Source organism: Solirubrobacter phytolaccae (assembly GCF_027587195.1).
GTDB classification, from domain to species: domain Bacteria; phylum Actinomycetota; class Thermoleophilia; order Solirubrobacterales; family Solirubrobacteraceae; genus Solirubrobacter; species Solirubrobacter phytolaccae.
On sequence record NZ_JAPDDP010000059.1, the window covers coordinates 36639 to 47997 of the forward strand.

Annotated in this window: 15 protein-coding genes; 8 read left to right on the forward strand and 7 right to left on the reverse strand. The window is 71.8% G+C overall.

The genetic code is table 11. The features are described 5' to 3' along the window. Positions 1–84 precede the first annotated feature (84 nt). The 4 genes from OJ997_RS25645 to OJ997_RS25660 are packed head-to-tail and all read right to left on the reverse strand — an operon-like array spanning position 85 to position 3204. On the reverse strand, positions 85–732 hold the full coding sequence (locus OJ997_RS25645; RefSeq protein ID WP_270028140.1) for a response regulator: 648 nt from the start codon (positions 730–732) through the stop codon (positions 85–87). After that, on the reverse strand, positions 729–1571 hold the full coding sequence (locus OJ997_RS25650) for a sensor histidine kinase (protein WP_270028141.1): 843 nt from the start codon (positions 1569–1571) through the stop codon (positions 729–731). Before OJ997_RS25650 ends, OJ997_RS25645 begins: the two co-directional genes overlap by 4 nt. Continuing rightward, positions 1571–2266 carry a hypothetical protein gene (locus OJ997_RS25655; protein ID WP_270028142.1) on the reverse strand — a complete coding sequence of 232 codons (696 nt, stop codon included), beginning with the start codon at positions 2264–2266 and terminating at the stop codon, positions 1571–1573. The genes OJ997_RS25650 and OJ997_RS25655 overlap by 1 nt, the downstream gene beginning before the upstream one ends. Next, entirely contained in the window at positions 2266–3204 is a 939-nt protein-coding gene (locus tag OJ997_RS25660) for an ABC transporter ATP-binding protein (RefSeq protein ID WP_270028143.1), read from the reverse strand. Before OJ997_RS25660 ends, OJ997_RS25655 begins: the two co-directional genes overlap by 1 nt. Positions 3205–3302: 98 nt before the next feature. On the opposite strand from OJ997_RS25660, the gene OJ997_RS25665 reads away from it, so the two are divergent. Genes OJ997_RS25665 through OJ997_RS25680 form a run of 4 tightly spaced genes read left to right on the forward strand, consistent with a single transcriptional unit; the run spans position 3303 to position 5944 of the window. After that, positions 3303–3959 (forward strand): DsbA family oxidoreductase, encoded by a 657-nt coding sequence (locus tag OJ997_RS25665; protein WP_270028144.1) that lies wholly within the window; start codon positions 3303–3305, stop codon positions 3957–3959. Next, positions 3956–4984, forward strand: a complete 1029-nt coding sequence (locus OJ997_RS25670) for a hypothetical protein (protein WP_270028145.1) — start codon at positions 3956–3958, stop codon at positions 4982–4984. The genes OJ997_RS25665 and OJ997_RS25670 overlap by 4 nt, the downstream gene beginning before the upstream one ends. Continuing rightward, positions 4981–5412: a cupin domain-containing protein gene (locus tag OJ997_RS25675; RefSeq protein WP_270028146.1), complete on the forward strand. Its 432-nt coding sequence runs from the start codon at positions 4981–4983 to the stop codon at positions 5410–5412. The genes OJ997_RS25670 and OJ997_RS25675 overlap by 4 nt, the downstream gene beginning before the upstream one ends. Beyond that, positions 5405–5944 carry an HhH-GDP family DNA glycosylase gene (locus OJ997_RS25680; RefSeq protein WP_270028147.1) on the forward strand — a complete coding sequence of 180 codons (540 nt, stop codon included), beginning with the start codon at positions 5405–5407 and terminating at the stop codon, positions 5942–5944. The genes OJ997_RS25675 and OJ997_RS25680 overlap by 8 nt, the downstream gene beginning before the upstream one ends. Here the strand turns inward: OJ997_RS25680 and OJ997_RS25685 are convergent. Both OJ997_RS25685 and OJ997_RS25690 read right to left on the reverse strand, forming a co-directional pair. Further along, complete coding sequence (locus tag OJ997_RS25685; protein WP_270028148.1) at positions 5896–6567, reverse strand: calcium-binding protein; 672 nt, start codon at positions 6565–6567, stop codon at positions 5896–5898. The two genes, OJ997_RS25680 and OJ997_RS25685, sit on opposite strands and share 49 nt — an antisense overlap. A gap of 9 nt (positions 6568–6576) precedes the next feature. Continuing rightward, positions 6577–6996 carry a pyridoxamine 5'-phosphate oxidase family protein gene (locus tag OJ997_RS25690; protein ID WP_270028149.1) on the reverse strand — a complete coding sequence of 140 codons (420 nt, stop codon included), beginning with the start codon at positions 6994–6996 and terminating at the stop codon, positions 6577–6579. Positions 6997–7102: 106 nt separating this feature from the next. Between OJ997_RS25690 and OJ997_RS25695 the strand changes: the two genes are divergently transcribed. Then, complete coding sequence (locus tag OJ997_RS25695; protein WP_270028150.1) at positions 7103–7981, forward strand: type IV toxin-antitoxin system AbiEi family antitoxin domain-containing protein; 879 nt, start codon at positions 7103–7105, stop codon at positions 7979–7981. Here OJ997_RS25695 and OJ997_RS25700 read toward each other — a convergent pair. Continuing rightward, the gene (locus OJ997_RS25700; RefSeq protein WP_270028151.1) at positions 7951–8928 is read right to left on the reverse strand and encodes a transglycosylase family protein; all 978 of its coding nucleotides are present in this window, start codon (positions 8926–8928) and stop codon (positions 7951–7953) included. The genes OJ997_RS25695 and OJ997_RS25700 overlap by 31 nt on opposite strands. Positions 8929–8998: 70 nt before the next feature. On the opposite strand from OJ997_RS25700, the gene OJ997_RS25705 reads away from it, so the two are divergent. The 3 genes from OJ997_RS25705 to OJ997_RS25715 all read left to right on the forward strand — a co-directional run. Then, positions 8999–9436, forward strand: coding sequence for a DUF488 domain-containing protein (locus tag OJ997_RS25705; protein WP_270028152.1), 438 nt, complete (start codon positions 8999–9001; stop codon positions 9434–9436). Positions 9437–9562: 126 nt separating this feature from the next. Further along, positions 9563–11005, forward strand: a complete 1443-nt coding sequence (locus OJ997_RS25710; protein ID WP_270028153.1) for a GAF domain-containing sensor histidine kinase — start codon at positions 9563–9565, stop codon at positions 11003–11005. A 32-nt stretch (positions 11006–11037) separates the two neighbouring features. Continuing rightward, positions 11038–11359 (forward strand): RNA polymerase sigma factor (locus tag OJ997_RS25715; protein ID WP_270028154.1); only part of this gene is annotated, 322 nt, incomplete at its 3' end.

Consider the following 11359-nt stretch of genomic DNA (forward strand, 5'->3'; position numbering starts at 1 on the left):
GCCGTTGAGGGGCGGCCGGGGGAAGTGAGCGCGGAACGCGGACGAACAGCTGGCGGGTGACGTGAGGGGAAGAGGGAAGCCACGTCACCCGCCGCGCCCGCGTTCGATCACGCCGTGCTCGTAGGCGTAGATCACGGCTTGGACTCGGTCGCGGAGTCCGAGCTTGCCGAGGAGGTTGGAGACGTGGCGCTTGGCGGTCGGCTCGGCGACGACGAGCGCCGCGGCGATCTCCGCGTTGGAGAGGCCACCGGCGATGAGCTGCAGCACTTCGCGCTCACGGTCGGTGAGGTGGGTGAGGTCTTGGGTGGGGGTCGCCTGAGGGAGGCGGTGGGCGACGCGGTCGAGCAGCTGGCGGGTGACTTTCGGGCTGAGGACCGCGTCGCCGTTCGCCACGGCCTTGACCGCGGCGACCAGCTCCTGGCGCGGCACGTCCTTGGTCAGGAAGCCGCTCGCGCCCGCCCGGAGCGCTTCGACGATGTACTCGTCGAGGCCGAAGGTGGTGAGGACGAGGACTTTGTGGCGCGGGAGCCTGCGCGTCGCCTCGATCCCGTCCACGCCGGGCATGCGGATGTCCATCAGGATCACGTCGGGATGGTGCTGGTGCGCTGCGTCGATGGCTTGAGCACCGTTGTCGGCCTCGGCCACCACCTGGAACTGGCCGGTGGCCTCGAGCACGGTCTTGAAGCCGGTGCGCATCAGCGGCTGGTCGTCGGCGATCAGGACGCGGATCATGTGTACGGCAGCTCCGCGCTGACCACGAAGCCCTCCTGGCCCTCTTTGACCACGAGCGAGCCGCCGAAGGCCGACACCCGTTCGCTGATCCCGATCAGCCCGTGCCCGTGGCTCATCCCGATCGACCGTCCGCCCGCATCGGCGACTCTGAGTCCCAGCTGCTCCTGGCCGTAGTCGATCGTGACCGTGGTCGGCGCGCCGTTGGCGTGCCGGATCACGTTCGTCACGGCCTCCTGCACGATCCGGTAGGCCGACGCGTCGAGGCCTTTGGCGAGTGTCCGCGGCGTGCCTTCGATCGCGAGCGTGATCGGGATCCCCGCCCCGCGGGCGCCGTCGAGGATCTCCTCCAGCGCGTCGAGGCCTTTGCGCTCGGGATCGTCGTCGCGCAGCACGCGATGCAGCTCGGCCATGGTCCTGCGACCCTGGGCCGCGATGGCGTCGGCGCGCTCGTCGCCGGTCACGGCCGCGAGCGCCTCCGCCTGCACGACCATCAGCGTCACGTCGTGGCCGACCGCATCGTGCAGCTCGCGCGCGATCCGCAGCCGCTCCTCGGCGGCGGCGTTGGAGGCCAGCAGCTCGCGGCGCATGGTCGTGAAGCGCGCGGCCGTGACCGTGGCCGCGGCCAACACCGCGGTGGACACGGGCTCGAGCCAGTGGTTGAGCGAGACGAGCTGCGCGGCGACCATCAGCGCGGCGCCGGCGACCGCCCACCTGAGGCCGCGGTCGGCGGCGAGCCAGTACAGCGGCACCAGCGCCAGCAGGGCCAGGAACGGCAGCATGACGCTCGCCACGGTGATCGCGACGAGCACCCCGATGGCGTTCCAGCGGAGCGGCAACATCAGATTTCTTGCGTGCGAGTTCTCCATAGTCCAGCGCCGAGCGCGGCGGCGGCCCAGGCGAGGATGATCCCGACTGCGCCGAGCAGGGGCAACGTCGCGACGAGGCCGTCGGCGTTGTCGAGGCGGCTGATGGCCACGGCGGGGATGGCGAAGCGGCCGTCGCCGAGCACGTCGAGCTGCGCCAGCAGCGGCGCGACGCCGAGCTGGAACGCGAGCACGAAGCCCATCACCTGGCCGGAGCGACCGGTCAGCGCGGCGAGGCCGACGCACACGGCGGCGGTCAGCGCGCCCGACACGAGGACGGTGAGCGTGCCGCGGAGCGCTTCGGTCGCCGGCGGCGTGGCGACGATCGCGGCGGCGACGAGCGCGACGAGCAGGATCGTCAGCGTGATCGCCCACGCCGCGGGGACGCGGGCGAAGAAGAGCGCGGAGCGGTTGCGGCCGGTGGCGACGAGGTCGCGGAAGACGCCGCTCTCGATGTCGGCGCCGCCCGCGGTCGCGCCGATGATCGCGCCCGTCACCGCGGCGAGCAGCGTGAGGATGCCGACGGCGCTCGCGAAGTCGGTGTCCTTGTCGAGCGCGGCGCCGATCCCGAAGTAGAGGGCGACGGCGCCGAGGGTGAGCGCGGCGGTGACGATGAGCATCCCGCGACGGCGCTGGAGCTTGAGCACGTCGGCTTCGATCAGGCGCAGCATCACGCGTTCTCCAACCGGGTCGTCATGGACAGGAACTGGTCCTCGAGGCTGCGCTTGACCGGGTTCACGCGCTCGATCGCGATCCCCTCGGCGATCAGGCGGGTGAGCAGGGCGGTGACGACGTCGGCGTCGCGCGGGGCATCGGGCGCCAGCGTGGCGCGGATCCCGCCGTCGTGCTCGACCGCCCGCTCGATGGTGGGGGCGGCGGCGAGGATGTGGGTGGCGCGCACGGCGGGCGCGGCGATGATGTCGATCGTGCGCTCGTCGCTCATCGCGGTGAGCTCTTCGATCGTGCCCTGGGCGACGACGCGCCCGTTGTCGACGATCGCGGCGCGGTCGCACGTCTTCTCGACCTCGTCGAGCAGGTGGCTGGAGAGCAGGACGGTGCGGCCCTCGTCGACGAGGCTGCGCACGAGGTGGCGGAACTCGAGGATGCCGGCGGGATCGAGCCCGTTGACCGGCTCGTCGAGGATCAGCAGCTCCGGGTCGCACAGCAGGCAGCGCGCGATCCCGAGGCGCTGGCGCATGCCGAGCGAATAGCCCTTGACGACGTCATCGGCGCGGGCGGCGAGGCCGACGCGCTCCAGAGCCGCGGGGATGCGCGCCGCGGCGTACCGGTCGCGGGCGGCGGCGTGGACCAGCAGGTTCTCGCGCCCGGTCAGGTGGGGATGGAAGCGCGGCTCCTCGACGATCGCGCCGACGCTCGCGAGGGCCTTCGCGCGCTGCTGCGGGAGGTCGTGACCGAGCAGGCGCATCGTTCCCGACGTGGGGGCGGCGAGCCCGAGCAGGAGCCGCACGAGCGTCGTCTTGCCGGCGCCGTTGCGGCCCAGGAAGCCGAACGCGGTCCCGCGCGGGACCTCCAGGTCGATCGACTCCAGGGCGGCCCGGGCGCCGAAGCGCTTGCCGAGGCCGTGGGTCTCGATGGCGAGCGATGTCATGGGAGGATCGTCCGCCGGACCGGCGGTCCTGTCGTCGTCCGAGCGATCCATCCGTGAGGTGGCACTGATCCGATCGGATCAGTCCTATTCTTGGAGCCATGCCGCTGACCGTGGAGATCTGGTCCGACGTCGTGTGCCCGTGGTGCTACATCGGCAAGCGGCGCTTCGAGAAGGCGCTCGAGCAGTTCGAGCACCGCGACGAGGTCACGATCATGTGGCGCTCCTTCGAGCTGGACCCGGACGCTGCGCGAGACGTGCCCGGCACCGCCGCCGAGCGCCTGGCCGGCAAGTACGGGATGAGCCTCGAGCGCGCGCAGCAGATGCACGCCGAGATGGAGGAGCGCGCCACGGCCGAAGGGCTCGAGTACCACCTCGACCAGTCCAAGGGCGGCAACTCGTTCGACGCGCACCGGATGATCCACCTCGCCGCGACTTACGGCCACCAGGCCGACGCGCAGGAGCGGCTCATGCGCGCCTACTTCACCGAGGGCGAGTCGCTCGGCGTGTGGGACACGCTCGTGCGGCTGATGGAGGAGATCGGCGTAGACCCGGTGGAGGCGCGCGAGGCGCTCAAGCTGGACAAGTTCGCCGAGGACGTGCGTGAGGACGAGGCGCTCGCGCAGCAGCTCGGCATCCAGGGCGTGCCGTTCTTCGTGTTCGATCGCCGCTACGGGCTCTCGGGCGCGCAGCCGCCGGAGACGATGCTCGCCGCGCTCGAGAAGGCGTGGGACGAGGCGGTTAACCTCCAGGCGTGATCCTTGCCGCAGTCGCCGCTCTCGCCTCGTGGGCGCAGGTCGCGCCCACCGAGCAGGCGGCGATGGCGCGCACGCCTGACAGCGTCGTCCAGCTTGCGTACGCGCAGGGCGGGCAGCTCTTCTATTCCCGGCCGGGTGCGAGCTTCGTGGCCCCGATCGGCCTCGGGCCGGACGTGCGGCCGACGCTGCTGGCGGACGGGGGCGGGTTGCGGCTCGTGACCGGCGGCGTCTCGGCCACGTCGCTGGACGGTGCGTCGTGGCAGGTCGGGACGAACGGCGCGTCGGGCGAGGTGAGCGCTTCCGGGGACCTCCTCGCCTGGGCCGACACGTCGGTGCACGTCGGAGCCTCGTCGTACGGGCCGGGCTCGGCGCCGGTCGTCGCCTCGGGGTACGCCGCGTGGTCGGTCGGTGAGGCGGTGCGGGTGCAGCCCGTCAACGCCGACGGCTCACCCTCCGGTGAGGCGGTGACGATGCCGGACGGCACGGGTCGGCCGTCGCTCGTGGTCCGCGGCGGGGAGGCGTTCGTGGCGGCGGGTCCCGCGCTGTGGCGCGTGGGGTCGTCGACGACGCTGGCGCTCGAGGACGCGGTCTCGTCTTCGGTGGCGGCCGATGCGCGCGGCCGGGTGTGGGCGACGTGGACGGACGGCGCGCGGGTGTTCGCGGCGCGGTCGAACCGGGACGTGTCGGAGCTCGGGGCGTCCGTCGACCTCGGCGCGCTGGCGGCCACGCGGGTGCAGGTCAGCGCGACCAACACGGCGGCACACGTGCTGGCGGCGGCGAACGGTGTTTCCTACCTCAAGCGCACGCTGCCGGGGCTGACGCTGGACGAGCGGCACCGGCGGGAGATCTTCACGTTCTCGGTGACCGACGCCGGCGATCCCGTGCGCGGCGCCGTGGTGAAGGTGGGCGGGCGGTCCGGCAAGACGGACCGCAACGGGCGTGTCACGCTCCGGGTGTCAGACCGTCGGTTGCGGGTGACGGCGACTTTGAAGGGCTACTCGAACGCAAGGTTGACGCTGAAGTGAGCTACTCGGTGCTGGGCGGAGGCGAGGCGTTCTGGCGCCCGTCGAACCAGATGGGCGTGCTGAACACGGACCTGGCGAACCAGCTGGGCGTGTCGGAGTTCGGGGCGCGGCTGTGGCGGCTGCGGCCGGGGCAGGCGTCCACGAAGCATCGTCACCGGTTGACCGCGGAGCTCTATGTCGTCCTGGACGGCGAGGGCCGGATTCGCGTCGACCAGGACTCGCTGGTGCTGCCGCGGCTGTCGGCGGTGTACGTGTCGCCGGACTCGGTGCGCCAGCTGTTCAACGACGGCGAAGCGGACGTGCTGTGGCTCGTGTTCGGGGCGCCGGGAGAAGCGGCCAACACGCTCGAGATGGACGACGAGACGATCGCGTTCCTGTATCCGGACGGGCCGAAGGCGCTGCCACCGGAATTGAGTGGCGATGGTTGATCGACTGCACTTCACGGGCGTCGAGGAGGCCGACCGGCTGTTGGTGGCGGATCCGTTCGCGTTGCTCGTGGGGTTCGCGTTGGATCAGCGCGTGCCGGTGCCGAAGGCGTTCATGGGGCCGTGGGTCTTGCGCGAACGACTGGGGTCGTTGGAACCGGCGGTGGTGGCGGGCGCCGACCTCGATCCGATCTTCCGGCAGGTGCCAGCGATCCATCGCTTCCCGGGGATGATGGCCAAGCAGGTGCATGCGTTGGCGGTGCATGTGATGGACGTGTACGACGGCGATGCCGCGCGCGTGTGGACGGGCGCTTCGTCCTCGGAGGAGCTGCGCGCGAACATCGACGCGCTGCCCGGGTTCGGGACGATGAAGGTCAAGGCGCTGGGCTCCGTGCTCTTCAAGCGCTTCGACGTGGCTCTAGCCGAGCCGCTCGTGCCGTGGCATCCCACCTTGGGGGATGTGGACTCCGCGGACGCTTTGAAGGACTACCAGACCGCCAAGAAGGCCAACAAGTCCGTCTGGGAGTCGTCGTAGCGCCCGAGCGTGGCGAACGCGCTCTCGCCCGGCTTCTTGCAGTCGCCGTTGGGCTTTGACCCGTACGCGCAGAAGTGCCGGATGCGCTCGCAGTTGCGGACCTTGTAGTCGTCGCGCTGCCAGCGGGTCTGGGCGTAGTCGTTCTTCCCAGGCCCGCAGTCGATCAGGCCGTGGCCGTAGTAGGCGATGATCCGGTCGTTCCCAGGCCCGCCGTACATGTTGTTCTTCCCGTGGCTGGGATAGATGAAGTCGTTCCCGTCACCGCCGCGCATGACGTCGGTCTGGTTGCTCGGGTTGTCCTTCTCCCAGTCGCCCCACAGGACGTCCTTGCCGTCCAGGCCGTAGAGCGTGTCATCCCCGTGGTGGCCGAGGAGCTCGTCGTTGTCCTCGGTGCCGGTCCGCTCGTGATCGCCGCTGTCCAGGACCTTCCACAGGATGCCGGTGATCTTCGGCCAGCCCTTGTGGCTGACGTTGCCCGTGTCCCCGCCGCCCGGCGTCTGGCGGCCGTTGCCTTCACCGCACTGCTCGCCTTGCTTCTTCGGGCCGCAGCGGTCTTCGTCTTGCGCTCGGGCCGTTGCCGGGACGAGCAACAACGCAGTGAGGAAGATGAGCGCCAGCCGCATTGGCCGACATTACCCGCTCGCCCGCCACGCGAGGATGCGAAGTGGTGAGAGCGTGATGAGCGGTCCCGTCAGCGGGGTCGTCTCGTACTGCGGGTAGCGGGCTCGTAGCGCTGCGCGGGCTTCGTCGTGGAGCGGGCCGATCGTCGCCGTGGCGAGGATCTGCACCCAGGCGAGGCGGGTCCAGTCGTCGTCGTAGTGGTCGACCGTGAGCGTGGCGCGTGGGTTGGCTTGCAAGCGCTCGACTCGCGCGGGCGTGCCCGACCGCTTTGGCTTGCCGTCCACGGCGCTCACCAGCGTCGTGGCGAGCCGCGCGAACGTGACCGGCTGCACGCGAGGGTGTCCGTCTGCATCGAGAAGCGCGAGATGGCCCACGGGCGTGGTCTCGAGCAGCTCGGCCGCCCAGTCAGGCAGTTCGCTGAGTCGGTGCACAGTTGGCACAGTCTCGCCGCAAACGCGTCTTGTTTCGTCGCGACGACCTGCGCGAACCTCGAGTCATGCACGCGATCCGTCAGTTACCGCCCCTGAGGGGCGTCAAGTGACGGATGACCCGAAGCGTGCGCTCGCGAAGTTCGCGGCGGGGCAGTGGGGAGTCGTTTCATCGGCCGAGTTGACCGCGTGCGGCCTGTCCGAGAAGCAGGTTCGGACACTCGTGCGAAATGGGCACTTGCACCCCCTTCACCGGGGTGTTTACGCCGTAGGCCATCGCAACGTGACCACGGAAGGCCGCTTCCTCGCCGCCGTCAAGGCCTGCGGCGACGACGCCGCGCTGAGCCACTACGCCGCCGCGTGTTTCTATGGCTGGCTCAAGTACAACGGTCGCCCCGTGGACGTGACTTGCCGTACTCGCAGAAGGCGACCGGGCATCAAGACGCACGAGACAGACGTGCTCGAGCGCGAGCTCGTCCGCCAGATCCTCGTCACGCCCCGCCTGCGCACGATTGTGGACCTCTCGCGCGTCGAAGACGAACGCACCGTCAAGCGCGCGCTCAGACAGGCCAAGTTCACCGAGGACGAGCTCCAGCAACTCCCACGCACCGGCCTCATCGGCGGCATCGTCGACCTCTCCGCCGCGCACACCGCCAGCGGCAACGAGGACTTCGTCCTGGACCTCGTGCTCAAGGCGGGCTTCGTCCATCCCCGAGTGAACGCGCCGTACCAGCTGCCCGGCCAGACCTACTATCCGGACCTCTGGTGGCCCGACGTGCGGCTCATCGTCGAGGTCGACAGCCGCGAGTTCCACGACGGCCCGATCGACCAGCGCGACGACCTGGACCGCCAGGCGTGGCTGGAAGCCGAAGGCGAGCGCGTCCTACGCACCACGAAGGCGCAGGTCGAACGCGACCCGCCGCGCTTCCTCGCGCGGCTGACCCAGGCCGGCGCGCCTCAGACGAGACCGGCGCAGACCCAGTTGTGACGTCCCGCGCCGCCTGCCCACAGCTTCGCCGCGAGGCGGTCCTGCTCGGCCTTGGGCGCCTGGTACGCGTGCGGCGTCGAGCCGCCGAGGCCGCGCCAGGTGTCCGGCATGAACTGGTAGTAGCCGGAGGCGCCGGCGTGGTTCGGCGGGAGGTTCTGGCCGCCGGACTCGCACTGGACGATCGCCCACGGGATCGCCCAGGGGCCGCCGGGACCGGTCGCGCGGGCCGCCTTCGCGCGTGCGGCCAGCAAGCGCTTGAGCACGCGCTCGGCGCGCTGGCGGCCGGAGCGGGTCGCCTGCAGCGCCGCCTGGCGGGCCGCGCGAGCGCGTGTGAGCGTGTCGCGGCGCTCGCGCAGGCCGGCGGTGATGTTCGCGAGCGCGTCGCGGCGGGCGCGCGTCGCGCGCGTCTCCTCCTCGCGGCGTACCGCGAGCCTCTCCAGCGTGCGCTGCTGCGTGCCGGCCTCGCCGCGGGCGTCGCGGACGAGGTTGAGCACGCGGGTGTCCGCGCGCTCGACGCGCTTGACGAACGAGAGCGTCTGCAGCAGCTGCGGGAAGCCGTCGCTGTGCAGGACGACGGTGACGAAGTCGGGCCGGTCGCTCATGTACCGCTCCTTGAGCAGGCCCGCGAGCTTCACGCGTACCTCGGAGAGCCGCTTGCGCAGCCGGTTCACGCGGCGCCGGGCCTCGGTCTCGCGCGCCTCGGTGGCGGCGAGGCGGGTCTCTGCCGCGTTGAGCTCGGTCTGGGCGGCGCCGAGGCGGCCTTCGAGGATCGCGACCTCACGGGCGGCTTTGCGCTCGAGGTCGGCGAGCCGGTCGGCGGCGCTGGCCAGGGACCGCTCACGGGCCTTGCCGGAGCCGATGCGGTCGCGGAGGGTGCCCTCGTCCTGCGCCGACGCGGACGGGACGAGCAGCAGGAGGGCACAGACGATCAACACCAGACGGCGCACGACGGGATCAACCTAGAAGGGAGCCGGGGACCATCGTGCAAGGGCGCTCTCACGGGTAGCCTGGCCCGTCATGGCGACCGTCTTCACCATCGGCTACGAGCGCCTCCTGCCGGCCGAGCTGGTCACGGAGCTGGAGGCCGCGGGCGTCAAGCGCGTGATCGACGTGCGCTTCCGGCCACAGTCGCGCCGGCCGGGCATGTCGAAGACGCGCCTGGGACAGCTGCTCGGCGACCACGACATCGCCTACGAGCACCGGCGCGAGCTGGGCACGCCCGCCGACCTGCGCTGGCTGTTCCACGCCGGGCGTGTGCAGGAGGGCGCGACGGCCTTTCTCGCCCACATCGAGGCGTCGGCCCCGGACGCGCTGGACGCGCTCGCGCGGGAGCTCGAGCACGCCCCGCCGACCGCGCTGCTGTGCCTGGAGGCCGATCCCGCGGGGTGCCACCGCCGCGTGCTCACCGACGCATTGCAAGCCCGCAAGACCGACCTGCGGGTAGTTGATCTCTAGACCCTCGATCGGTGCAGAGCGCCTGAGCGTGCCGTTACTCTCTACCTCGGCGTGTGCCCCCGGAACGGAGTCGGGGGCACACGATCCGTCTTCCGGCGTGGCCAGCCACTAGCGTCTAGCCCACAGATGCGCGGTCCCGCTTTGACCCCCGCGGCGCTGCGGGGCCTGCTTGACGCGACCCCCGCGGCGATCGGCTGCTTCGACGAGCGGCTCCTCGCCGTGTACGCGAACACGGCGTTCACGATGGCGACCGGCGTGCAGGCGGGGCGGGTGCTCCAGGACGGGCCGCTCGCGGCTGAGATCCGTGCGATGACGGGTGGGACGGGCGCGCCGCGGCGGGTGCGGATCGCCGCTCCGCACCGGATGCCGATCTCGGGCACGCTGTTCGCGCTCGAGGACGGGCTGATCGGCTTCGTGCTCGACGCGGGCGCGTACGAGGCGCTGGCGCAGCTGGCCGAGGAGCAGTCGGCGCTGCGGCGGGTGGCGACGTTCGTCGCCTCCGACCCGGAGCCCGAGGCGCTGTTCCGGGTCGTCGCGGAGGAAGCTGGGCGGCTGCTGCACGCGCGCAGCGCGGCGACGATCCGCTACGAGGGCGACTTCGCGCTGACCGTCGGCCGCTGGGCCGACGACGACCTCGGCGGGTTCGAGGTGGGAACGGTCGTGCCGCTCACCGACAGTGACGGGCTGACCGCGGTGGTCGCGCGCACCCGCGAGCCGGCGCGGATCGAGGACTACCGCGGCGTGCGCGGCTTCGCGGCCGAGCTGATGGTCAAGCGCGGGTACCGGTCCGCGGTCGCCGCGCCCGTGGTCGTCGCGGGCCGGCGCGTGTGGGGGCTCGTCCTCGTCGCCTCCGCGGGCTCGCTGGGCGAGGACGCCGAGCACCGCCTCGCCGGCTTCGCCGAGCTGGTGGCGCTGTCGCTGGAGTCGACGGACGCGCGCGCCGAGCTCAAGGCCTCCCGCATCCGCATCCTCGAAGCGGGCGTGACCGAGCGCCGCCGACTCGAGCGCAACCTGCACGACGGCGCGCAGCAGCGGCTCGTCGCGATCGCCGTGCAGCTCCGCGTGCTGGAGAAGCGCCTCGGCGAGCCCGACAAGGCGCTCGCGCTGCTGCGCTCCGCCGCGAACGAGCTCGAGCAGGCCCTCGCGGAGCTGCGCGAGCTCGCCCGCGGCCTGCATCCGGCCGTGCTCGCCGATCGCGGGCTCGCCGCCGCGCTCGAGACGCTCTCCTCACGCTCCCCACTGCCGCTGCGGCTGGAGGGCGTGCCCGAAGGTCGCCTCGCGGAGCCGCTGGAGGCCGCCGCCTACTTCGTGGTCGCCGAAAGCCTGACGAACGCGGTCAAGCACGCCGAGGCGACCGAGCTGCACGTGCGCATGGCCACCGAGCACGGTGAGCTCCGCGTCGAGATCCGCGACGACGGCCGCGGCGGCGCCGACCCCACGGCCGGCAACGGCACCGGCCTGCGCGGCCTGGCCGACCGCGTCGAGGCGCTCGGCGGGCGGCTGGACCTCGAGTCGCCGCTCGGCGCCGGCACGACCGTCCGCGCCGCGCTTCCGATCAGCCAGCCGTAACACTCGGTCGGGTGCCGGACACAGGCGTCCATGTGACCCAGTTCGACGACGTGTACGCCGCGCATCGCGACGCGGTGTGGCGCTACTTCCGGCGCCGGTCGGCGGCCGACCATGAGGACCTCACGACCGAGGTGTTCCTGGTCGCCTGGCGCCGGCGTGAGGAGCTGCCCGCGGAGCCGCTGCCGTGGTTGTACGGCGTGGCCCGCAAGGTGCTCGCGAACCATCGCCGCGCCGGCGACCGCCGCGACGCGCTGACCGAGCGCGCCGCCGCGCACGCGCTGCCGGCCGCGCCCGACCTCGCCGGGACCGAGCTGCTTGGCCGGCAGCTGGGCGGGCGTGAAGAACCCGATGTCG